The organism is Vibrio sp. 10N.247.311.51 (genome assembly GCF_041467855.1).
In the GTDB taxonomy this organism is placed as follows: Bacteria; Pseudomonadota; Gammaproteobacteria; order Enterobacterales; family Vibrionaceae; genus Vibrio; species Vibrio coralliirubri.
Window position 1 is genome coordinate 14,023 of the sequence record NZ_JBFSVK010000031.1, and the last position, 22,085, is coordinate 36,107.

21 protein-coding genes are annotated in these 22,085 nt (G+C 44.5%); 9 read left to right on the forward strand and 12 right to left on the reverse strand.

Features of this window, described 5'->3' with window-relative positions; all coding sequences use genetic code 11:
* Positions 1-59 precede the first annotated feature (59 nt).
* The 3 genes from AB6E85_RS21725 to AB6E85_RS21735 form a co-directional block, all read right to left on the reverse strand.
* On the reverse strand, positions 60-914 hold the full coding sequence (locus AB6E85_RS21725; RefSeq protein WP_372144257.1) for a co-chaperone YbbN: 855 nt from the start codon (positions 912-914) through the stop codon (positions 60-62).
* A gap of 396 nt (positions 915-1,310) precedes the next feature.
* Positions 1,311-2,138: an SDR family oxidoreductase gene (locus AB6E85_RS21730; protein ID WP_017061923.1), complete on the reverse strand. Its 828-nt coding sequence runs from the start codon at positions 2,136-2,138 to the stop codon at positions 1,311-1,313.
* A gap of 43 nt (positions 2,139-2,181) precedes the next feature.
* The gene (locus AB6E85_RS21735; protein WP_333012126.1) at positions 2,182-3,096 is read right to left on the reverse strand and encodes a TIGR01777 family oxidoreductase; all 915 of its coding nucleotides are present in this window, start codon (positions 3,094-3,096) and stop codon (positions 2,182-2,184) included.
* Positions 3,097-3,385: 289 nt separating this feature from the next.
* On the opposite strand from AB6E85_RS21735, the gene AB6E85_RS21740 reads away from it, so the two are divergent.
* Genes AB6E85_RS21740 through yfcE form a run of 5 tightly spaced genes read left to right on the forward strand, consistent with a single transcriptional unit; the run spans position 3,386 to position 6,248 of the window.
* Positions 3,386-4,120: a DUF1538 family protein gene (locus tag AB6E85_RS21740; protein ID WP_372144259.1), complete on the forward strand. Its 735-nt coding sequence runs from the start codon at positions 3,386-3,388 to the stop codon at positions 4,118-4,120.
* Positions 4,117-4,911, forward strand: a complete 795-nt coding sequence (locus tag AB6E85_RS21745) for a DUF1538 domain-containing protein (protein ID WP_061038753.1) — start codon at positions 4,117-4,119, stop codon at positions 4,909-4,911. Before AB6E85_RS21740 ends, AB6E85_RS21745 begins: the two co-directional genes overlap by 4 nt.
* Positions 4,901-5,251, forward strand: a complete 351-nt coding sequence (locus tag AB6E85_RS21750; protein ID WP_050653755.1) for a P-II family nitrogen regulator — start codon at positions 4,901-4,903, stop codon at positions 5,249-5,251. The genes AB6E85_RS21745 and AB6E85_RS21750 overlap by 11 nt, the downstream gene beginning before the upstream one ends.
* Positions 5,248-5,655: a CBS domain-containing protein gene (locus AB6E85_RS21755; RefSeq protein WP_333007828.1), complete on the forward strand. Its 408-nt coding sequence runs from the start codon at positions 5,248-5,250 to the stop codon at positions 5,653-5,655. The genes AB6E85_RS21750 and AB6E85_RS21755 overlap by 4 nt, the downstream gene beginning before the upstream one ends.
* Positions 5,656-5,702: 47 nt before the next feature.
* On the forward strand, positions 5,703-6,248 hold the full coding sequence (gene yfcE, locus AB6E85_RS21760; protein WP_017068995.1) for a phosphodiesterase: 546 nt from the start codon (positions 5,703-5,705) through the stop codon (positions 6,246-6,248).
* Between the two features lie 24 nt (positions 6,249-6,272).
* On the opposite strand, the gene AB6E85_RS21765 is transcribed toward yfcE, so the two are convergent.
* From AB6E85_RS21765 to AB6E85_RS21780, 4 genes are all read right to left on the reverse strand, one after another.
* Positions 6,273-6,593 carry a SelT/SelW/SelH family protein gene (locus AB6E85_RS21765; RefSeq protein WP_333007831.1) on the reverse strand — a complete coding sequence of 107 codons (321 nt, stop codon included), beginning with the start codon at positions 6,591-6,593 and terminating at the stop codon, positions 6,273-6,275.
* 18 nt (positions 6,594-6,611) lie between these two features.
* Positions 6,612-7,367, reverse strand: coding sequence for a sulfite exporter TauE/SafE family protein (locus AB6E85_RS21770; RefSeq protein ID WP_372144263.1), 756 nt, complete (start codon positions 7,365-7,367; stop codon positions 6,612-6,614).
* A 115-nt stretch (positions 7,368-7,482) separates the two neighbouring features.
* Positions 7,483-7,998, reverse strand: a complete 516-nt coding sequence (locus AB6E85_RS21775; protein ID WP_017066005.1) for a regulatory protein ToxS — start codon at positions 7,996-7,998, stop codon at positions 7,483-7,485.
* A 1-nt stretch (position 7,999) separates the two neighbouring features.
* Positions 8,000-8,911 (reverse strand): winged helix-turn-helix domain-containing protein, encoded by a 912-nt coding sequence (locus AB6E85_RS21780; RefSeq protein WP_372144265.1) that lies wholly within the window; start codon positions 8,909-8,911, stop codon positions 8,000-8,002.
* Positions 8,912-9,181: 270 nt separating this feature from the next.
* Between AB6E85_RS21780 and htpG the strand changes: the two genes are divergently transcribed.
* The 3 genes from htpG to hemH all read left to right on the forward strand — a co-directional run bounded on the left by htpG (position 9,182) and on the right by hemH (position 13,359).
* Positions 9,182-11,086, forward strand: a complete 1,905-nt coding sequence (gene htpG / locus AB6E85_RS21785) for a molecular chaperone HtpG (protein WP_048612176.1) — start codon at positions 9,182-9,184, stop codon at positions 11,084-11,086.
* A 388-nt stretch (positions 11,087-11,474) separates the two neighbouring features.
* On the forward strand, positions 11,475-12,119 hold the full coding sequence (adk, locus tag AB6E85_RS21790) for an adenylate kinase (protein WP_048617835.1): 645 nt from the start codon (positions 11,475-11,477) through the stop codon (positions 12,117-12,119).
* 277 nt (positions 12,120-12,396) lie between these two features.
* Positions 12,397-13,359 (forward strand): ferrochelatase, encoded by a 963-nt coding sequence (gene hemH, locus AB6E85_RS21795; RefSeq protein WP_372144268.1) that lies wholly within the window; start codon positions 12,397-12,399, stop codon positions 13,357-13,359.
* A 123-nt stretch (positions 13,360-13,482) separates the two neighbouring features.
* Here the strand turns inward: hemH and AB6E85_RS21800 are convergent, their stop codons facing one another.
* The gene (locus tag AB6E85_RS21800) at positions 13,483-14,880 is read right to left on the reverse strand and encodes a peptide MFS transporter (protein ID WP_017062198.1); all 1,398 of its coding nucleotides are present in this window, start codon (positions 14,878-14,880) and stop codon (positions 13,483-13,485) included.
* Between the two features lie 502 nt (positions 14,881-15,382).
* Here AB6E85_RS21800 and rfaH point away from each other — a divergent pair.
* The gene (gene rfaH, locus AB6E85_RS21805) at positions 15,383-15,889 is read left to right on the forward strand and encodes a transcription/translation regulatory transformer protein RfaH (RefSeq protein WP_372144270.1); all 507 of its coding nucleotides are present in this window, start codon (positions 15,383-15,385) and stop codon (positions 15,887-15,889) included.
* A gap of 79 nt (positions 15,890-15,968) precedes the next feature.
* Here the strand turns inward: rfaH and asnB are convergent, their stop codons facing one another.
* From asnB to nagA, 4 genes are all read right to left on the reverse strand, one after another.
* Positions 15,969-17,639: an asparagine synthase B gene (gene asnB / locus AB6E85_RS21810; RefSeq protein ID WP_017062196.1), complete on the reverse strand. Its 1,671-nt coding sequence runs from the start codon at positions 17,637-17,639 to the stop codon at positions 15,969-15,971.
* Between the two features lie 235 nt (positions 17,640-17,874).
* Complete coding sequence (locus tag AB6E85_RS21815; protein WP_372144272.1) at positions 17,875-19,461, reverse strand: cation:proton antiporter; 1,587 nt, start codon at positions 19,459-19,461, stop codon at positions 17,875-17,877.
* 84 nt (positions 19,462-19,545) lie between these two features.
* On the reverse strand, positions 19,546-20,760 hold the full coding sequence (locus tag AB6E85_RS21820; RefSeq protein ID WP_017062194.1) for an ROK family protein: 1,215 nt from the start codon (positions 20,758-20,760) through the stop codon (positions 19,546-19,548).
* 2 nt (positions 20,761-20,762) lie between these two features.
* Positions 20,763-21,899 (reverse strand): N-acetylglucosamine-6-phosphate deacetylase, encoded by a 1,137-nt coding sequence (gene nagA, locus AB6E85_RS21825; RefSeq protein ID WP_372144274.1) that lies wholly within the window; start codon positions 21,897-21,899, stop codon positions 20,763-20,765.
* Between the last annotated feature and the right edge of the window lie 186 nt (positions 21,900-22,085).

The window sequence follows — 22,085 nt, forward strand, 5'->3', positions numbered from 1 at the left end:
TAAACTAATTGATTGAATTGTCAATTTTCGATGTTTAATCTACCGCTTTTTAGGTTTAACTAGTAAAGCAGAGAGTACAGTTGTCGACGGTACTTACTGGCTACTGGGTTACCTTGCCCAAGCGCACTCAAGATGTCCATGAACTCTTTTTTCATGTCACCATCGAGAGCATTAAGATCTTTGGCTAGGAAAGACCACAATAGATCCATAGCTTCTTCACTGCGGTTCACTTGGTGATATTGCAATGCTAATTCAGATGCCGTTTTAGCGTCTCTCGAGTTTTGCTGAAGAGCGGCTTCTAATGCTTGTATTTCAGGGCTGTCTGCTGCCTGCTTGTGAAGCTCAAGCTTTGCAACTAAGCCTTTGTAGTAATTGTCTTGGTACTCAAGAGGGATGGTTGCTAGCTGAGCTTCAGCAAGGTCAAATTGTTGCGTTTCTAACAAACACTCTGCGATCGCCAGTTTTACTTCACCTTTATTCGTCAGCTCTGCTGGAAGTTGCTGCATTGCTGCTAGTGCTTGTGTGTGCTCGCCAGCTTGCATTTGCTCAAGAGCTTGACGCAAAGCAAGCTCATCTTGGCTAGGAAGGTGCTTGCTTAGCATATCGACGATAGCTTCTATGCTTTGAGGGCCACCGAGCCCATCGACTGGCTGACCGTTAACAAACAGTGCAATAGTAGGCAGTGCTTGAACACCAAACTGGCTAGCAATAGCTTGCTCTTGTTCGCAATTGAGCAGGGCTAAGGTAAAAGCACCGTTGTACTGCTGAGTTAAAGTTTGAAGTTCAGGAATGACTTGGGCGCTCTCTTGGCTCATTGGTGCCCAAAAATGGATGAGTACAGGGGTCTGCATCGAACCTTCTAATACTTGACGAAAGTTCTGCTCATTAAGTTCAACAATATGCGGAGATTGCATTTACGTTCCTTGAGGTTTGTTTTGTGGATACGTTGCAAATATGGGGGGATTAGTCGGTAACTTCAAGATCTAACTCGGTTATCTCGGATAAAAAGAACCAAAAATAGAAAAACGCTATGCTTCGATGTTGATAGAGTTGTTATCTCAACATAGAAGGCATAGCGTTATCATCGAGGTAGTCAGTGAGGCGTTGCGTGAGATACTCAAAACAGAATAAACAACGTAATAGCCAGACCCACACCTACCCAATTAAGGCGGTTTAAAGTCATGAGATTTCCAGAATAGAACCATCAATTGGGAATAACTGATGGGATAGGATAATCATGACATCTTATTGTTACGGAAAAATTACATCGTTACATTAAAGTTTGCGACTCTGCATTCAAAGTTAGCAATTTATGCAGCTTTTCTCAAAATAGGGTCTAGCAAGCGACTCGGTAGGATCCTTTTCAATACCGCGAACACTTTGGTCGGGGTGGTAACTCGGTATCTTAGCTTGGGTTTGTCGGCGGTGAGAGCATGGAATACCGGCTCAATACAACTTTCTGGAGGCAGGACAAAAGCGTTATTCGATGACTCTTTTTCGAGTCGATCTTTTTGTTGTTGGTACGCGTCTTGGTGAGCGCTGCCAGAAATGTTTATCCATTTATTGAACGCTTTCAAGGCATTGGTTCTAAATTGAGTCTCAATTGGCCCAGGTTGCAGTAATGAGATCTGTATACCACTGCCATGCAGTTCTAATCGTAAGGTATCCGTCCAACCCTCAATCGCGAATTTAGAAGCATTATAAGCACCACGATACTTCATGGCTGCAAAACCTAATACGGAACTGTTTTGTACGATCCGACCTTCGCCACGCTCGCGCATGTGCGGAAGGATCTGACAGACGAGATGATGCCAACCAAAGAAGTTGGTTTCGAATTGTTCTCTGAGTCCTTGGGTTGGTAAGTCTTCTAGCGCCCCTGCTTGACCGTAAGCGCCGTTATTGAATAATCCATACAATCCATTAGGTGCGAGATCAATAGCAAGCTTGGCGCCATGCTCAATACTTTCTTGGTTGGAAAGGTCTAATTGAATACAGGTGAGGCCTTCATCTTGAAGGCGTTGAACGTCTTGTGGATCACGACAAGATGCAATGACATGAAAACCACGCTTTTGAAGTGCATGAGCACATGTATAGCCAATACCTGTTGAGCAACCGGTAATAAGAATCGACTTGTTCACACTTAATCCTTTATTAGAGTCTCTATCGCTCTAGGGTAAAGAATTAGTCTTGATGTTGTAACAAGTTTTTTAGTGCTGGCTCGATTCTTGAGTAACTAAAGATGAATCCCATCTCAGTGAGTTTCTTCGGCTTGGAGCGAATGCTGTCAAATAGCAAACAAGATGATTCCCCCATGAGAATCGACATTGCCCATTTCGGCGTGAATAAGAAATGCGGTCGGCCTAATTGTTTAGCTAACGTGCTGCTGAACAGTTTGTTGGTCACAGGGTGAGGGGCACACATATTGAATTCCCCTTGAGCGTGAGGGATAGACAACAAGTGGTTGATGGCTCTTACCATATCGAGAATGTGAATCCATGGCATGTACTGGTCACCTGAACCTAGTGGTCCACCGACGCCGAGCTTATAGGGCAATAACATCTTCTTGAGTGCGCCGCCATTCTCGCCTAGTACAACGCCTGTTCTCAGTAGTATCACGCGTGTGCTTTCTGATTGTGCTCGCCTGGCTATCTCTTCCCAGTGGGCACAGACTTTATGAGGAAAGCTTTCATCTTCTACTTGCAGTGACTCGTCAAACGGGTGCTGCTGTTGATCGCCATAGTAACCCACGGCTGAACCGCTAATAAAAGCGTGTGGCGGGTTGCTACTGGCATGAATTAATTCGACCAGCTTTTCAGTGATGTGCCAGCGGCTGTTACAGATCCTCTCTTTTTGCTCTGTACTCCAACGCTTATCGGCAATCGGTTCACCCGCGAGGTTGACCACCACATCAAAGTCATTGAGATCACTGAGCTCATCAAGGGATTGAATGTAATGAAGGTTGTTCTGGTTGAGGTGATTTAGGTTTTGCTTCGCATTTTCAGGACTCCGCGTTAGCAGTGTCACGTCGTCAGTGTTCCAACTCTTGACCAATTCAGAGCCAATAAATCCAGTACCACCCGTTAACAATATCTTCATACCAATCTCCCTATTAAACATAATTATAGACATGGCTTGTTTTTAGTCGCCAATCAATACGAAAAAATCACTATAACGATCATAAGGTTTCAATCGTGTGATGCCCAAATTACGCCTTTTTCAATTTACAAAGGAGTGAAATTAAATTCATCAAGTCAGGATGTGTACCGTTATCACACTTATGCACTTTACTCGGATATGTTACCAACTGCGTAATATTTGTCACATAAGCAATGATAAGGATTTGCCATGATTATTATTAATTCATAACCAGCGACAAGGAATTGCGATGACGGCGGTGCTTGCTTTGTTTCGATCCATGTTAGGTAGCCTGAGGGATCTATTGCCAATCGTGGCGGTAATCGCTTTCTTCCAGCTTGCTGTCTTACAAGAGCCACTTCCTCATCTTTTATCTATTCTAACCGGATTAGCGCTCGTCGTTTTTGGACTCACTTTCTTTATCTTTGGCCTTGAAATGGGGCTGTTTCCAATTGGCGAATCGATGGCTCAAGCATTTGCCAGAAAGGGGAGTGTGTTTTGGTTATTGATCTTCGCTTTTTGTTTGGGTTTTGGTACCACCATAGCCGAGCCAGCGTTAACCGCAGTCGCTGCCGAAGCCGCAGAAGTGGCTGCCGAGGGAGGGGTAATCCCCAATACGTTAGATGAAATGGAGCAGTATGCCGATGGCCTGCGCTTTACTGTGGCACTGTCAGTCGGTATCGCTATTTTACTCGGTGTGCTGAGAATCTTAAAAGGTTGGCCAATCCAGTACATGATCATCGGTGGATATATTGGAGTGGTGGTGCTCACTGCATTTGCTCCGGAAAACATCATTGGAATTGCCTATGACTCAGGTGGAGTAACGACATCGACGATCACCGTCCCATTAGTAACTGCGTTAGGGGTGGGTTTAGCCTCGGCAATTAAGGGGCGTAATCCGATGATAGATGGTTTTGGGTTGATCGCGTTTGCTTCGTTGCTGCCGATGATTTTTGTCATGGTGTACGGGATGGTGGTGACATGATCAGTGTTCAACAATTTATCGACACCTTTCTCGGCACTGTGATGGATGTGATCCCGATTGCGGCAATCATCTTCGGTTTTCAGTTGGCGGTATTACGAAAGCCTGTCAATAACCTAACCAAAGTGCTCATCGGTTTCTTCTACGTCATCCTAGGTTTATCTCTATTCTTGATGGGGTTGGAACTCGCATTGTTTCCTTTGGGGGAGACGATGGCAATGCAACTCACCGAACCAAGCTTTTTGTCTGAGTTTAAGATCAGCTCTGGTCTTGCTTTGGCTTGGTTTGATTATTACTGGGTTTACCTGTTTGCGTTTTGTATTGGTTTTAGTACCACGATAGCCGAGCCTTCTTTGATTGCTGTAGCGATTAAGGCAAACCAAGTATCCGGTGGCAGTATTAGCGTCAATGGGCTGAGGATCGCCGTGGCATTGGGGGTTGCTATCGGTATCTCACTGGGTAGCTACCGTATCGTTGCGGGTGACCCGATCCACTACTACATCATTTTTGGTTATGTCGTCGTGGTCATTCAAACTTTTTACGCCCCAAAACTCATTATTCCACTGGCCTACGATTCGGGTGGCGTAACTACATCAACGGTGACAGTCCCCTTAGTGACAGCGCTCGGGCTTGGACTCGCTTCAACCGTACCAGGAAGAAATCCTGTCATTGATGGCTTTGGGTTGATCGCCTTTGCCAGCTTATTTCCCATAATTTCAGTGATGGGCTATGCCCAAATAACACAATGGTTAAACCGTTTACACACCTCTAAGGAGAGCAAAGATGCGCTTTAAACTTATCTTAGCGTTTGTAGAAGAGAGCAAGACCGACACTGTGCTCGATGCCGCGCGTGATGCGGGCGCGACTGGAGCAACGGTGATTAACAATGCCAGAGGGCAAGGTTTAAACCAAAAAACCACCTTCTTTGGCTTAACGTTAGAGGTGCAAAAAGATGTGTTGCTGTTTGTGGTTGAGGAACACTTAGCTCGGTATATTCTCGAAACTATTGGCGAAGTCGGTGAGTTTGACCAGGAGTCAGGACAAGGTATAGCGGTGCAGATCGATATTGAAGACGCAGTCGGGGTTGCGCATCAAGTCGAGACATTAACTAAGGTTGTGGAGGATGAGTTATGAGTACCAGTGAAAAAATCCGAGTAGGTGATGTCATGGCCAATACGTACGTGATTATCGACGGGCTAACCACGGTGTTAGAAGCGATAGAGATGGCGAAGAAGCACAAAGTGAAAGCAATTATTGTCGATAAGCGCAACGAAGATGACGAATACGGCATCGTATTGATGAATGACATTGCCAAGAAAGTACTGGCTAAGAACCGATCTCCGAAGCGAACTAATGTTTATGAGATCATGACCAAGCCAGCGCTAAGCGTGTCTGCTGAGATGAACGTAAAGTATTGCGCTCGCCTGTTTGAACGCTTTGGTATCAGTCGTGCGCCAGTAGTTCGTGATAACAAGATAGTCGGTATGGTTAGTTACAATAATATCGTGATCAACGGTATGGCGAGAGATGACGTGTAGCATTTAGATACGTACAATAGGCTGATAAATTTTATGGAGAAGTACGTGTGAAATTATTTTTTGCTTCAGACCTACACGGTTCGCTGCCAGCAACAGAAAAGGTATTAGAACTCTACCAAGCGTCTGGTGCGCAATATTTAGTTCTATTGGGTGACATTCTGAATCATGGACCAAGAAATCCGATTCCAGAAGGATACAACCCGCCGGCGGTTGCAGATAAGTTGAATGCGTTTTCTCAAGAGATCATTGCCGTTCGTGGTAACTGCGATAGCGAAGTGGATCAGATGTTGTTGTCTTTTCCAATGATGATGGATTACTCGTGGGTGCTATTAGAATCAGGTCAACGTATCTTCCTAACCCATGGCCATTTGTACAACACCAATAAACGCCCTGCGCTGAAGGCGGGCGATATCATTGCACACGGTCATACCCATATTCCTGTCGCCGAGTACCAAGATGACATCTTTATCTTTAATCCTAGCTCGGTGACATTCCCCCGAGAGGGACACGCGGCGAGCTATGGCATCTATGAAAACAATACCTTCAAAGTTATTAGCCTTGAAGGTGATGTTCTCGTGAGTGGCCAGCTTTAAATCATTGGGTCGGCTGTGAAAGGCTTATTTTGAGTCCACGTGGCCGAGGTCTCTGTCTGGAGCAATGATGTTTCGCACTCTTTGCTTCAGAACTTTCGCCTCTGGAAAACCGTTATCTGCTTTTCTTTCCCAAATCTGCACACCATTACAAAAAATTTCGAACCTGCCTCCGGTGTCTGGGTGTAAGCTCACTTGTTCAATTTCTTCGCTGAAGGTATGCAGTAGCTCTTGGCATAACCAACTAGAGCGAAGCATCCAATTGCATTGACGGCAATAGTGTATGGCGATTGTGGCTTTTGTTGCTGTTTCTTTCGCTGGCGCCGGATTGGGTTGTTCCGTCTTCATAGTTAATCCTTTTAAATTCTATATCAGTAGTTTAATGCCAACGGCAAACGTCAATATTTCAAAAGCGGTTTTGACGAGCTGATTACTTGAACGGTTGGCTAGATAGGCCCCTAAACTGCCACCTAAAAATGAACTTGCCAACAATATTGGTAGCCATAACCAGTAGACGGGGGCTCCTGCTTGAACGATGGCGATACCGCCAATACCATTCCAGAACAAACCCACGCATATCATGGTGAGTGCAACCGCCTGTTTGTATGTGAAGCCAAACCAGCGAACGAGAAACAAGGTTACTAAAAGCCCCGAACCCGCGGTCAGTGAGCCGTTAATAACGCCGATCAGTGCCAGACCAAAGCCACCTACGACCCACCCTTTGGTATTGCGGTTTTTCAGGTGTTCCTCTTGGCCTAGTTGTTTCTTTAGACGAGAGTAGACACCTAGCGCTAAGATCATTGCCCCAAGCAGTTTCTGAGCAATATTGTCGGGAATCAGTAGCACAATATTCGCGCCAATGACCACGCCAATGCTGCCGACAACAATCAAGTAACAGCAAAGCTTCCAATTCAGAGTTCCGCCTTTAATATGGGTATACGCGGCGCCCAAACCTAATGCGACACTGGCGACTTTGTGAGTGGCTAAAGCGACTGAAAAGGGTAAGCCAAGAAATATAAGCAGTGGGAATTGCAGGAGTCCTGCTCCGCCACCCGATAAGGAGGCTAAGGTATTGGCGATTAAAGAGCCAAAGAACAGAGCTAGTGAGTTTATCCAATCCATAGAGTCTTCGTATTTGTTAGCTTCAGATAACAAAAAGGGGCTTCATGCCCCTTTTTTATTGGTTTTCCGTTTCATGGTATTCAGCTATTCATAAACAGTAAATAGCGATCCAATCTTAGTTTGAAAACAATACGGTAGAACCATGATTTAAGCTAGTCAGTAGCAATGCCTTCGGGTTGACAATATCTATGCGGCGGCTTTGCTCTGCGTCCATCTTAATGACTTGAGTGATCAGCTCTAGCTGTTCTTCGGAAAAGTCTTGGCGCTGAGCCGAAGTCACATCTTTAAACTCCGTTGGCGAAACCAGTAAGTAGTTATCGTTAATATCCCACTGACCCGTTTCAGAGATGTTGATGACATTCGCAGGCTCAGTTTGATTACCGTAAAGTCTAACCACTGACATTCTTAAATATGTACCATTTGGTAGGTATTTCGCATTCGATGATAGTTCAACTCTACGAAGCGGGCCGATTGAGTCAGCTTGCTTGTTATCGCTAATCAGCGTCACCATTTTCGACTGCCACTCATGCTGAGTGAGCAAGCGCTCTACTTTTGCATCGCTGCCCCAATATAACCAACCACTCAAGAATGCAGATAGAACCAGTAAAATAATCGATACTTTTAATTTCATGTTACTGACCACCGTTACAAATGTCGTTTAGATCCGACTGATTTGCGTAAATTCTTAGAGTTACATTTTCGCTCGAGTAATCTTGCGGGTGAATGTAGTTGAGGGCAAGGTTGTTGGTTTGTCCACCTGTCGCAATCACTTCAGTCGGCTTTAGCATGCCAGTGTGATTCGTGTTGTAACGTAATACACACTTCTCTATCGCTGGCAGCCAACTGCTGAGGTCTGGGTGGTTAACCGGTGATTGAACCTTGACGCCATCGACTTCAGCTAATGTTTTGAACTCGGACTCTGCCGGGTTGGTAAACGTTAAAACGAGAATCGGCATGATGAAAGCGGCAAGCAGCAACCAAAATGTTAGCCATTTATTGGTGCTTTTAGTCGGAGCTACAACAGGAACGCTTGCTGGTTCTACTTCTACCTTATTCTCTTGAACTTTTGCAATTGGCTCTGGTTCAACCGTTTCATTGATCGCTTCTTCAGTCGCTGCAGGCGTCGCAAACGTTAGGATAGGCTCTACGTCATTTTCTGCAATTTCAGCGGCTACTGGCTGATCATTTGACGATAGTGGGGCAGAGCGCTCAACGGTCGCAATAAATTGGTAACCGCGCTTAGGTACTGTCTTTACGAATTCAGGAGATTTAGTCGAGTCTTTGAGCATTTTTCTCAGCGTCGATACGGCTTGCGTCAAGCTTGAGTCATCCACCTCAAAACCTTGGTCTCGCCAAACATACTCGTGCAACTCATTGCGAGTGATAACTTCATTGGGTCTTTCTGACAGCATCAGGAGAATGCGGCTTTCATTGCTACCAAGACGTACGACTTCACCGTCGCTCATTTGATCAACAAGTGAATTGCTGTTTGGGTCGAATACGAACCGCTGTGCGAGAATAAACTTTGTGCCGATATTGCTCATTGAATTCTTCTATTTTGGGTTGTTTTGGGTGCGAAATAGACAAATCTCAGGTGAAGTTCCGTTAATTCTTCACCAAATCATGGCTTCTTTTATGTTCTTTTATATTTATCAGACTCAAGGATAATAAAAACAGATCAAAAAAACAGTGTTTTTATGATTTTTGACCTTGAATTTACATTTGTCATCCTCATGTTAATGAACAGAAGAGTGGCATCAAGTGTTACGCCCCTATGATTATTCAACATAAAGTATAGATGTTTTGGAGTAAAAATGAGCGAAACGGCAACGCAAAATAAAGAGACTCGTGGCTTTCAATCTGAAGTAAAACAACTACTTCATCTAATGATTCACTCACTGTATTCAAATAAAGAAATCTTTCTACGTGAGCTGATCTCTAACGCATCTGACGCGGCTGATAAGCTTCGTTTTCAAGCTCTATCGAACGGTGACCTTTACCAAGGTGATGCAGATCTAGGTGTAAAACTTTCATTCAACGCGGAAGCAAACACGTTAACCATTTCTGATAACGGTATCGGTATGAGCCGTGACAACGTTATTGAGCATTTAGGCACAATTGCTAAGTCAGGCACTGCAGACTTTTTCTCAAAGCTGTCTGAAGACCAAAGCAAAGATTCTCAACTGATTGGTCAATTTGGTGTGGGTTTCTATTCTGCATTCATCGTTGCAGACGCGGTAACGGTTCGCACACGTGCAGCTGGTCTGCCGAACAATGAAGCTGTTCAGTGGCACTCTGCAGGTGAAGGCGATTACACAATCGAAGACATCACTAAAGAGTCTCGTGGTACTGACATTATTCTTCATATGCGTGAAGACGGTAAAGAGTTCTTAAATGAGTGGCGTCTGCGTGAAGTGATTGGTAAATATTCTGACCACATCGGCATTCCTGTTTCTATCTTCACAGCAGTGAAAGATGACGAAGGTAAAGACACCGAAGAGAAGCATTGGGAACAGATCAACAAGGCGCAAGCGCTTTGGACTCGCAACAAGTCTGATATCGAGAAAGAAGAGTACCAAGAGTTTTACAAACACGTATCTCACGACTTTGCTGATCCACTAACCTGGAGTCACAACAAGGTTGAAGGTAAGAACGACTACACAAGCTTGCTTTACATCCCAGCGAAAGCACCTTGGGACATGATGAACCGCGACCACAAGAGTGGCTTAAAACTTTACGTGCAGCGTGTATTCATCATGGATGACGCAGAGCAGTTTATGCCATCTTACATGCGTTTCGTTCGCGGTCTGATTGACTCAAACGATCTGCCATTGAACGTGTCTCGTGAAATTCTGCAAGATAATAAGGTAACTCAGTCTCTTCGTGGCGCATGTACCAAGCGTGTCCTGACTATGCTTGAGCGCATGGCGAAGAATGACAATGATAAGTACCTAGAGTTTTGGAAAGAGTTCGGCCTAGTATTGAAAGAAGGCCCAGCTGAAGACATGGCGAACAAAGAGAAGATCGCTGGTCTACTTCGTTTCTCGTCAACGGAAGTGGATTCTGCTGAACAAACTATCAGCCTAGAATCTTACGTTGAGCGCATGAAAGAAGGCCAAGATAAGATTTACTACCTAACAGCAGATAGCTACGCTGCCGCTAAGAACAGCCCACACTTGGAGCAGTTCAAAGCTAAAGGTATTGAAGTAGTTCTAATGTACGATCGTATTGATGAGTACGTAATGAACTACCTGACTGACTTCGACGGTAAACAGTTCCAATCGATCACTAAAGCGGGCTTAGACCTAAGCAAGTTTGAAGGTGAAGAAGAGAAAGAGAAGCAAAAAGAGACAGAAGAAGAGTTCAAATCTGTTGTTGAGCGTACTCAATCTTACCTAGGTGGTCGTGTTAAAGAAGTTCGTACGACCTTCAAGCTAGCAACAACACCTGCGGTTGTTGTGACTGACGACTTCGAAATGGGCACGCAAATGGCGAAGCTTCTTGAAGCTGCGGGTCAAGCAGCACCGGAAGTGAAGTACATCTTCGAGATTAACCCTGAGCACGCACTTGTGAAACAGATGGCTGATGAAGCTGATGAGCAAGCGTTTGGCCGTTGGGTTGAGTTACTCCTTGGCCAGGCTATGCTAGCTGAAAAAGGCTCAATGGAAGATCCGTCACAATTCTTGGGTGCAATCAACGAGCTACTAACAAAGCGTTAGTCTTTCGACTTTAGGTTAAGCCAACAATTGTAATAAAAAGCTCGCAAATGCGGGCTTTTTTTATGAATGTCGTTGAAAATTGACCTAACGTGGTCAACGTTACCGTTATCGTCACAACAAATGTTGTCGATGCATTCTTTAGTCGTAAATTCAGCCAAATTGAATATTAATGTGATAGAATGCTCGACCTAATCAGCTGGGGCTAGGAAGCAATCAACTCCAGTTGTATGATTTTTAAACGTTATACCGAAACTTACCGTTTTGCTTCTGTTCACAGTTTTGCTTAGCCTCAATGGTTACTTAACGCTTTCTGTTCATCCTAAAAATGAGCAAGAATGGAGGGATAGTGAGCTTCGGTATAAATCATAATTTTATAAGAGGATTAAACATGCGCATCATTCTTCTAGGTGCTCCTGGCGCGGGTAAAGGTACTCAAGCTAACTTCATCATGAACAAATTTGGTATCCCTCAAATTTCAACTGGTGACATGCTACGTGCTGCTATCAAAGCGGGTACTGAGCTTGGTAAGCAAGCAAAATCAGTAATCGACGCTGGTCAGCTAGTTTCTGATGAAATTATCCTTGGTCTTATCAAAGAGCGTATCGCTCAAGATGACTGTGAGAAAGGTTTCCTACTAGACGGTTTCCCACGCACAATCCCACAAGCTGATGGCCTAAAAGAAATGGGCATCGCTGTTGATTACGTTGTTGAATTCGACGTAGCTGACGATGTGATTGTTGAGCGTATGGCTGGTCGTCGTGCTCACCTTCCTTCTGGTCGTACATACCACAATGTGTACAACCCACCTAAAGAAGAAGGTAAAGATGACGTAACTGGTGAAGACCTAGTTGTACGTGATGACGACAAAGAAGAAACAGTTCGTGCACGTCTAGGTGTATACCACGATCAAACAGCTCCGCTAATCTCTTACTACGGTAAAGAAGCTGAAACAGGTAACACTCAGTACCTTAAGTTTGACGGTACTAAGCAAGTTGCTGAAGTTAGTGCAGAACTTGAGAAAGCACTAGCATAATTGGCTAACAGCCAGTTTTAGAATTTGATATATTGGAAGCGACCTTAAGGGTCGCTTTTTTTGTTTCAATTTTTAGTACGATACCAATCTAGATAATTTGATTGCACATGATTCAGAACGGTTCAGACCCGATGGCAGTGGCTAGCAATTGAGAGTGGATGTTGTGTATCTCATATGAAGAATGATTATTCAGACTTTCATTGAGGCGTAATGATCTTAAACTTATGCAGATTAGTATATTACTTTCCAGAAAATCACATATTGGTCTCAGGTATCTATGGAAAATAATAAAAAGCAGGGCGTTTTACTGGTGAACTTAGGAACACCAGATTCGGCGACCCCCGCTGGCGTTCGTCGATTTTTGAGTGAATTCTTACACGACAAGCGAGTTGTAAACCTAACACGTTGGCTTTGGTGTCCTATCTTGCATGGGGTGATTTTACCGATTCGCTCGCCTAAAGTCGCTAAGCTGTATCAGTCTGTCTGGATGGATCAAGGCTCACCACTGCTTGTGTACTCTCAAAGACAAGCTGAAAAGCTCCAGAAGAAACTAGAGATGCCTGTTGCACTGGGTATGACCTATGGCAACCCAAGCCTAAAGACAGGTGTTGAGCAACTGATGGAGCAGGGCGTTGAGGACATCATCGTACTGCCTTTATATCCTCAGTACTCTGGCACCACCACAGCGGCGGTTTCTGATGGTTTAACCAAAGCCTTTAAACAGATGCCGGTCATCCCGAGCTATCGCTTTATTCGTGACTACTACGCGCACCCAAGCTATGCAAAAGCATTGGCTGAAAGCGTTCGCAGCCATTGGGATAAAAATGGCAGAGCCGATCATTTAGTGTGTTCTTTCCACGGTATTCCGAAGCGACTGGCTGATGAAGGCGATATCTACCCTCAGCATTGTGAAGCGACAACAAAGCTGCTTGCGGCAGAGTTAGGTTTATCAGCAGACGATATCACCATGACATACCAATCGCGATTTGGTCGAGAAGAGTGGTTGAAGCCATACACTGATGAGACACTTGAATCACTGCCGAGTAAAGGCATCAAGAAGATCGACATTATGGCACCTGCCTTTTCGGTTGACTGTTTGGAAACGCTGGAAGAGATTTCAGACCAGTGTAAAGAGACGTTCATTGATGCTGGTGGTTCAGACTTTAGCTACATTATGTGTCTAAACGACAGAGACTCGCATATCGATATGATGGCAGAGTTAGTCGCTCTATATCGCTAACAGCTGCTGAGCCTTGATTATGGCTTATCGTTAACATTAAGCCATATCATACAAATAACAAAAGGGCTGCTCATTGAGCAGCCCTTTTTGATCAGGATATTTGGTGTTGAAACAGCGTGAGAGTTAAGCCGCAGATGTTTCTGTTGCTTGCTTAGCTTTTGGCTCTGCTTCAAGCGTCATATTGGTTTCTACGCCATGCATCCATGACACAAGCTTACCCGCACAAAGCAGCAGTAATATGCCACTCACCGTTGCTGTGATAGCAATACCACTAAAGATAGACATAGCACCAAGCTCACCAACGTGAGAACCAACCAGGCCTGCCACGTAGTTTGCCACCGCATTGAAGCCAAACCATGCACCCATCATCAATGATGCTAGGCGAAGCGGAGCTAACTTAGTGACCAACGACAGGCCAATAGGAGATAGACAAAGCTCACCAAGGGTATGGAAGAAGAAAGCACCGACTAGCCATAGCATTGATGTTTTCACTGTTAGGTCGCCGCCTTGCTCCATTACCGCGCCCATCATGCACACAAAGCCCAGAGCTAAGAAGAACAATGCCATTGCAAACTTAACAGGAGAGTTGGGTTCACGCTTACCCAGTTTCACCCAGAATGCCGCAATGATTGGAGCAAGTGTAATGATGAAGAATGGGTTCAAAGATTGGAACCACGCAGCAGGAACTTCAAAGCCACCAATCATACGGTCAGTGTATTGTTGAGTGTAGATGTTCATTAGGCCGCCAGCTTGTTCAAAGCCCGCCCAGAAAACAATCACGAACAGACCCATGATAAGAATCACTTTTAGTCTGTCGAACTCTTCTTTGGTCAGTGGCGCTTTTTCTTTAGATTTGTTCAGTGCTTTCGCTCGAGCAGCAGCAGGCACAGAACCGATGTTGCCTAACCAAGACTGAGCCATTGTCACTTGCATGATCAAGCTAATAACCATACCAATACCAGCGGCTAGGAAACCTGCTTTCCAACCGAATGAATCGACAGCAGCACCTGAAATTAAGCCACCAAGCAGCGCACCTAAGTTGATGCCCATGTAGAAAATGGTGAAAGCACCGTCACGGCGGTTATCGCCTTCTTGGTACAGATCGCCAACCATGGTTGAGATGTTCGGCTTAAACATACCGTTACCACTGATTAGCAGTGCTAAACCAAGGTAGAGAGCGTTCACTTGGTCTAAACCGATGAAGCCGTTAGGTAGAGCCAGTGTAAATTGGCCAAGTGCCATTAATACACCGCCAATCAGAATTGATTTACGCTGACCTAGGTAGTTATCGGCAATCCAGCCACCAATTAATGGTGTGATGTAGACTAAACCGGTGTAAATACCGTAGAGATCGAGTGCGTCTTTCGTTGACCAACCCAGTCCACCGTTGAGGGTAGTGTCAGTCAAAAATAAGACAAGGATGGCGCGCATCGCATAGTAAGAGAAACGTTCCCATAGCTCTGTGCTAAAAAGTAGAAATAGGCCTCTAGGGTGGCCAAAGATGTTGTGGTTGCTTGGCATAAGTTTTACTAATTTTAGGTATTAAAAGATTTTATAGTCATTCATGTATACACAGTGGGATAAAAGTCTGCAATAGACGTATTTTATGGTCACGATAACTCGAATTGACTAAAGTGTTGATATTTATGCCTTTTACTTTTAATGTTACCCATTTTAAGTGTGCTGCAAACTAATTTTCCAGATTTGAGCTGGTTGGTTAATAACCTTCTTTAAAGCCATGTCGAATAAAGATGTTTAGATATATTTATCTGGCGTATCGTTTTGAATTTAAATAGAATGGCATTCTCATTAATTGGGGCGTACATATGCTTACAACAATGAGCCTTTTGATCTCTAAATGATCCCTGTACAATGCTTAACCACTTTCGACACCTATAACTTTTTGTTGATAAACTGGTCTGCTACGCATTATTTTTCGTTAGCAACGATTCATTTTATTAATGGCGATTCAACCGTTTTAGGCATGTGGTCAAATATCTAAAAATATAAAATGGCTAGTTAAATGAAACGTTGGTATTTGCTTTACTGTAAGCGTGGTGATCTAAAACGCGCTCAGCAGCACTTAGAGAATCAAGGGGTAGAGTGTTTTTGCCCTCAAATAGAAGTCAAAAAGGTGGTGAGAGGGAAAGAAAAGCAGGTCAAAGAACCGCTGTTTCCGTCTTACATTTTTGTACGCTTTGACTATGAGCAAGGCCCTAGTTTCACGACTGTTCGTTCAACACGTGGTGTTGTGGACTTTATTAAGTTCGGTGCGAGGCCGCACGAGGTCCAAGGAGACTTGGTGTTTGAACTTAAAGAGTTTGAGAAGTGCTGCAGTAACGAAGTGGAAGATTGTTGTGTTGAGTTTGAATCCGGGCAGGTAGTTAAGATTCAGAGTGGCCAGTTTGCCGGGGTTGAAGCTATTTTCGATCAGAAAGACGGTGAGGCTCGATCGATTATGCTGGTGAAAATGATTAGCCAAGTCGTTCCAATCAGTATTGAGAACGAAGCATTACAAGCTCGCGCATAACTGCAGTAATAAAAAATAGGCTTAAAACAAAAGGCGCATAATGCGCCTTTTTTAGTCTTTAGGATTTGTTCAAAACGCTCTAAGCGTTGTAAGCATCGTTGTGAACGGCTTGTACTGCACGGCCTGATGGGTCGACACAGTTTTTGAATGACTCATCCCACTCAATCGCTTTCGCTGATGAACAAGCAACTGAAGGACCACCAGGTACACACTCTGCCGCAGATTCTAGAGGGAATAGCTCCTCAAAGATTTCACGGTAAGCATAACCTTCTTTGGTTGTTGGCGTGTTGTAAGGGAAACGAAACTTAGCAGCTTCCATTTGTTGATCCGTTACTTTTGCTTCAGCCGTTGCTTTCAATGTATCAATCCAATCGTAGCCAACACCATCAGAGAACTGCTCTTTTTGACGCCATGCGATTGAATCTGGTAAGTAGTCTTCAAAACACTCACGCAGGATGTGCTTCTCCATCTTACCGTTACCACACATCTTATCTTCAGGGTTCAGACGCATTGCGACATCGATGAACTCTTTATCCAAGAATGGTACACGGCCTTCAACACCCCATGCCGCTAGCGATTTGTTTGCACGAGCACAGTCGAACATGCTTAGAGCAAGTAGCTTACGTACAGTCTCTTCGTGGAACTCTTTCGCGTTTGGCGCTTTATGGAAGTACAGGTAACCACCAAAGATCTCATCAGCACCTTCGCCAGACAGTACCATTTTGATGCCCATTGCTTTGATCTTACGAGCAAGCAAGTACATTGGCGTTGATGCACGAATCGTCGTTACATCATAAGTCTCGATGTGGTAGATAACATCACGGATGGCATCTAAGCCTTCCTGAATGGTGTAAGTCATCTCGTGGTGTACAGTACCGATCTTGTCCGCAACTTCACGAGCAGCGATAAGATCTGGTGCGCCTTCAAGACCAACAGCGAATGAGTGCAGTTGTGGCCACCAAGCTTCAGATTGCTCATCATCTTCGATACGCATTGCAGCAAAGCGTTTTGCGACTGCTGAAGTAATTGATGAATCAAGGCCACCAGATAGAAGTACACCGTAAGGAACGTCAGTCATTAGTTGACGTTTAACCGCTGCTTCTAGCGCTTCAGTCAGTTCTTCTTTGCTTGTGCTGTTGCCTTGTACCGCAGCGTACTCGTTCCAATCGCGGATGTAGTATCGTTGAGGTTCTGCATCTTTCGAAGAGTAGAAGCTACCTGGAGGGAATTCACTGATCGTCTTACATACTTCAACCAATGCTTTCATCTCTGAAGCAACGTAGTAGTTGCCGTGCTCATCGTAGCCTTGGTAAAGCGGGATAATACCAATATGGTCACGGCCCACTAGGTACTCGTCTTTCTCTTCGTCGTATAAAACGAATGCGAAAATACCGTTAAGCTCTTCTAGAAGGTCTGCACCCATCTCTTGGTATAGCGCTAGGATAACTTCACAGTCAGAATCAGTCTGGAACTGGTACTTATCTTCATAGCGTGCGCGAAGTTCTTTGTGGTTATAAATTTCACCATTTACTGCAAGAATGTGCTTTTTGTCTTGGCTGTATAGTGGTTGAGCACCACTGTTCAAGCCAACAATAGCAAGACGTTCATGAGCAAGGATTGCTTTTTCACCAGCATAGATACCAGACCAGTCTGGACCACGGTGACGAAGCTTCTTAGACATTTCTAAAGCAATAGGGCGAAGTGCTGCGGCATCACTTTTAATGTCGAGAATGCCAAATACTGAACACATAGAACTTCCTTTTAAATAATTTCCAAATCAACTGCATTCAATTTGCCATTCTGGCTAAAAAAAGCAACCGGATGTGAGCAAAAAAATAATATAAAGGGTGTTATGTTAGAAATTATCTAATTTTTATGTGCTTTTGATGTGTAATGTTTAATTGCGGTTGGTTTTTTAAACAAAAACCTCTCAAAAGTGCGAAAAATAGGCAATTTTGAGAGGTTTAGCTGAACACCGTCTAATACTAGATTTTATTGATATTTGGATTTAACTGTTCGCAAACGTGGCGAGCAAAACCACTACCAGCCTCGCTGTAAATGTTAAATGCCGCATCAACGCCATTGTCTTTCAGTGTTTCGAGTTGATCGGGGTATTCAGCAATAGCCGCAATTTGGCCTTTAAAGTTACGTGACTTTAATTGTTCTAAAGCGGTTTGATTACCTTGGTGGTGAGGCATTGCCAAAATCACCAGTTTTACGTTTGCTGTATCTAAAATTCGCTCCCAGAAATCTGGGTCAGTCGCGTCGCCAGAAATTACGTTTCTGCCATGGCTTCTGTGGTTGTGCGCGGCTTCTTCACGAACTTCGACACCTAAGCTGACTTTGCCGTAGCGAGAACGTAACTCGTCATAAGCGCCAGTACCAATTCGTCCCATACCAAGAATTAGCACTTGAGCCCGACCCGGGTCAATTCGCTTATCACGTTGGTGAAGTTTCTCTGCCGCATGTTCTTTTAACCAACGACCTGATTGTTGATAAAGTTTGTGACCCGCTTTGTTGAGAGGTGCAGCGATTAAGAAGGATAGTGAAACTGCAATCGCCACAGCCACCAAAATGTCACCAGACATCCAACCCATCTTAAAGGCAAGACCGCCGACGATAAGGCCAAATTCACTGTAGTTAAACAGTGATAGAGACGCGAGCAGGGACGTTCGAACACGGAACTTGAATCGGTTGAGCACCAAGAAGTACAAAATGCCTTTCACTGGCAGTAACAACAAGAACAAGACCGCAAGCATAAAGCCTTGAATGGTCGGCTGCTCGGACAAGCCAATATTCAAGAAGAAGCAGACGAGGAAAAGCTCTTTGAGGTTAAACAGCGACTTCGACAGCTCTGAAGCTTTTGGATGACCAGCGAGCAACATACCCAAGATAAGAGCGCCTAAGTCTGGCTTTACACCTACAAACTGGAACAAGCCAGCACCAACAACTAATGCGAAGAAGATGCCGAACAGCACCAACATTTCTCCGTGTCCAACCCAATCGAGGATCTTGTAGAACAACGGGCGAAAGAATGGCAAAGCGAAGAGTGCGATGGCATACCACTCTGGGATCTTGCCTGTCGATACGGTCAAAAAGACCACGGCGAAGATATCCTGCATCACCAGAATACCGATCGCTAGCGTGCCATAGGTCGCATTCATCTCGCCTTTATCTTGCAGAGATTTAACCGCGAATACAGTACTAGAGAATGAAAGGGCAAAACCGAGTAGAACGATCTGTTCCATCGACATGGCTGCCAGAGATGAAATACCTAGGAACTTAAAACCAAATAGGGCGACCGCAAAAAACAGAGTAGATAAAAGGTTGTGGATTGTCGCGCCAGCCCAGATCTCCTTAGAGAGCAAGGTTTTGATGTCGAGCTTTAAGCCAATAGTAAATAGGAGCAGGGTGACACCAAGGTCAGCCAAGGTAATGATGGTGTCATTAGTTTCAAAGCCTAGGGCAAAGAGCCCGAAACCTGCGACCAAAAATCCAACTAATGGAGGAAGTTGACATTTTAAAGCAATAAATCCTGCGATAAACGCAGTGGATATTAATATAAGTTCCATAACTTGTTGTTGTAGTTCCCTAGCTTAAAAAAACGGGCCGTGTTCATACAAACACGGCCCGCGGAAAATCAGAATTGTTTTTCTTTAGTCTTCGAGAAGCTTTTGAAGCAACACACCGTTGAGCATGGCGCGCTTAATCATAGCAAAAGCTCCCATCGTAGGATGTTTATCGATCTGTGATGCTACAATAGGCAGGCCGCTATGGAAAGTCGTTAACGACTGATTCTCTACATTGCGCTTAATTGCAGGGAAAACAATCTCTTGTGCCTTGGTAATATCACCAGCAATGATAACTTTCTGAGGGTTAAATAAGTTAATCGTCATCGCGATAGCCTTACCTAACTGGTTACCTACTCGAACTAAGCTTTGCTTGGCTAGCTCATCACCATTAATCGCGTGGTCACAAACGTCTTGAATCGTAATATGCTCAAGCTCTGTTAAAGAAGACTCATAGCCTTGCTTAATCAGTTTTTGCACTCGTTCAACGATCGCTGGGTTTGCCGCTACAGTTTCAAGACAGCCGAAGTTACCGCATTGGCATTGCTCGCCGAGCGGATCAATTTGGATATGACCAATTTCACCCACGTTACGGTTATGACCTAGGAAAACCTGACCATTAACGATAATACCTGCACCTGTACCACGGTGAACACTGACCAAAATAGAATCTTGGCTGTCTTTACTTGCACCGAAGTAGTGCTCAGCAAGCGCCATTCCACGAACATCGTTACCAACAAAACAAGCAACATGGAATGTATCGCGAATAATGTCGCTTAATGCGAGGTTATCGATGTCGGTATTCGGCATATACTCAACAACACCGGTCGTTGGGTTAACTAAGCCTGGAAGCGTGACACCAATAGCAATCAGTTGGTCGATCTTTGGTTGATGCTCAGCAATGAAAGCTTTGAGGTTATTGACCAAGCCTTGGGTAAGGTCTGATTGGTCTGAATAATTCAGGTCTTGCTGTTGGAAAGCCAATTCACGACCACCAAGGTCATGCAGGCTTATTTGAATGTAGTCTCGACCCAAACGCACAGCGACAGAATGGAAAGGCTCTACTTCTGTGGTTAGGGAGATAGCGCGTCTACCGCCAGTAGACGCTTGCTGCGCAACCTCTTTAATTAGGCCGCGCTCTAAAAGTTGGCGGGTAATTTTTGTAACACTTGCCGGTGCGAGTTGGCTTACATCAGCCACTTGTATACGACTGATAGGCCCTTGTTGGTCTATAAGTCGATATACCGCCGCACTGTTTAGTTGTTTAACTAAGTCTACGTTACCTATTTGTCCGCCATTCATACTTAATTGTGCTCGTATTGTCCGTTAACAACAGTCGCTTTAACGTTAAAGTCTCGGTCAAATACAGCTAGGTTTGCAACCATGCCTTTTTTGATTCGACCTAGCTTGCTTTCTACACCGATAGCCGTAGCTGGGTATAGCGTAGCCATGCGAAGAGCTTCGTCTAAAGCGATACCAGCGTGCTCAACTGTATTCTGAACTGCTTCAATCATAGTCAGAGCTGAGCCGCCTAGTGTGCCGTTTTCATCAACACACTTACCATCACGGTAATATACTTTCTTACCGACAAAAATAAAGTAATCCATGTCAGCACCTGCAGGAGCTGTGGCATCCGTCACTAATACCAACTTTTCTCTCTTGATTTTATGCGCAATTCTGATGTTTGCGTAATCAACGTGGAAGCCATCGGCAATAATGCCAGCATAAACCTCAGGAGTATCGTAAATCGCGCCAACAACGCCAGGCTCACGACCAACCATCGGCGTCATTGCATTGAACAGGTGAGTGGCGAACGTGATACCAGATTCGAAACCTTGGCGCGCTTCTGTGTAAGTTGCGTTGGTGTGGCCGATAGAAACCACAACGCCAGCTTTGTGCAGGCGTTCGATGTGTTCAGGGTCGTTAAGCTCTGGAGCCAATGTTACTTTTGCAATAAGGTCACGGTTCTCACAGATAAGCTCAATCATTTCGTTGTCAGATTTACGAATGTGATCGACGCTATGGATGCCTTTTTTCGCAACGTTCAGGTAAGGGCCTTCAAGGTGCAGACCTAAAGATTGGTTTTGGTATTGGTTGTGGTATTCACGAGCTGCCGTAATAACCGCACGCATATCTTCGTCTGAAGAGGTGATAAGCGTTGGCAGGAAGCTAGTACAGCCAGATTTCAGGTTTGCTTTGTGCATGATCTGCATGGTTTCTGCAGTGATCTCATCGTTAAGCATTACACCGCCACAACCATTCAGTTGTAGGTCGATGAAACCTGGGCTTAGGTTTGCTCCGTCTAGGTCGCGAACCTCGATTCCTTCTGGCAATTCAGAGATAGGACAGACTTTTTTGATCAGTTCGTTTTCGATTACAACAGCATGATCGGTTAGAACATCACTACCAGTGTAAATTTTACAGTTACTTAGCGCGTACATAGTCAGCTAATCCTTATTTCGTGAGATCTTTCAAATTCGTTCGTTACCTAAATGTGGACTTAGTTTGCGAGCATCATTTACGTAACGATTTATCTTTTATGGGCAAACGGCTTCAAAATGGGAAGCGATTTAAGTTGTTGAAAAATATATGAACAATTGATCGTTATTATACGTTTAGGTTCATCA

What these genes read in the sequence shown, in the direction of transcription:
- AB6E85_RS21725 (WP_372144257.1), bottom strand. Translation starts at nt 914, where the DNA reads ATGCAATCTCCGCATATTGTTGAACTTAATGAGCAGAACTTTCGTCAA.
- AB6E85_RS21735 (WP_333012126.1), bottom strand. Translation starts at nt 3,096, where the DNA reads ATGAAGATATTGTTAACGGGTGGTACTGGATTTATTGGCTCTGAATTG.
- AB6E85_RS21740 (WP_372144259.1), top strand. Translation starts at nt 3,386, where the DNA reads ATGACGGCGGTGCTTGCTTTGTTTCGATCCATGTTAGGTAGCCTGAGG.
- AB6E85_RS21745 (WP_061038753.1), top strand. Translation starts at nt 4,117, where the DNA reads ATGATCAGTGTTCAACAATTTATCGACACCTTTCTCGGCACTGTGATG.
- AB6E85_RS21750 (WP_050653755.1), top strand. Translation starts at nt 4,901, where the DNA reads ATGCGCTTTAAACTTATCTTAGCGTTTGTAGAAGAGAGCAAGACCGAC.
- AB6E85_RS21755 (WP_333007828.1), top strand. Translation starts at nt 5,248, where the DNA reads ATGAGTACCAGTGAAAAAATCCGAGTAGGTGATGTCATGGCCAATACG.
- AB6E85_RS21765 (WP_333007831.1), bottom strand. Translation starts at nt 6,593, where the DNA reads ATGAAGACGGAACAACCCAATCCGGCGCCAGCGAAAGAAACAGCAACA.
- AB6E85_RS21770 (WP_372144263.1), bottom strand. Translation starts at nt 7,367, where the DNA reads ATGGATTGGATAAACTCACTAGCTCTGTTCTTTGGCTCTTTAATCGCC.
- AB6E85_RS21775 (WP_017066005.1), bottom strand. Translation starts at nt 7,998, where the DNA reads ATGAAATTAAAAGTATCGATTATTTTACTGGTTCTATCTGCATTCTTG.
- AB6E85_RS21780 (WP_372144265.1), bottom strand. Translation starts at nt 8,911, where the DNA reads ATGAGCAATATCGGCACAAAGTTTATTCTCGCACAGCGGTTCGTATTC.
- htpG (WP_048612176.1), top strand. Translation starts at nt 9,182, where the DNA reads ATGAGCGAAACGGCAACGCAAAATAAAGAGACTCGTGGCTTTCAATCT.
- adk (WP_048617835.1), top strand. Translation starts at nt 11,475, where the DNA reads ATGCGCATCATTCTTCTAGGTGCTCCTGGCGCGGGTAAAGGTACTCAA.
- hemH (WP_372144268.1), top strand. Translation starts at nt 12,397, where the DNA reads ATGGAAAATAATAAAAAGCAGGGCGTTTTACTGGTGAACTTAGGAACA.
- AB6E85_RS21800 (WP_017062198.1), bottom strand. Translation starts at nt 14,880, where the DNA reads ATGCCAAGCAACCACAACATCTTTGGCCACCCTAGAGGCCTATTTCTA.
- rfaH (WP_372144270.1), top strand. Translation starts at nt 15,383, where the DNA reads ATGAAACGTTGGTATTTGCTTTACTGTAAGCGTGGTGATCTAAAACGC.
- asnB (WP_017062196.1), bottom strand. Translation starts at nt 17,639, where the DNA reads ATGTGTTCAGTATTTGGCATTCTCGACATTAAAAGTGATGCCGCAGCA.
- AB6E85_RS21815 (WP_372144272.1), bottom strand. Translation starts at nt 19,461, where the DNA reads ATGGAACTTATATTAATATCCACTGCGTTTATCGCAGGATTTATTGCT.
- AB6E85_RS21820 (WP_017062194.1), bottom strand. Translation starts at nt 20,760, where the DNA reads ATGAATGGCGGACAAATAGGTAACGTAGACTTAGTTAAACAACTAAAC.
- nagA (WP_372144274.1), bottom strand. Translation starts at nt 21,899, where the DNA reads ATGTACGCGCTAAGTAACTGTAAAATTTACACTGGTAGTGATGTTCTA.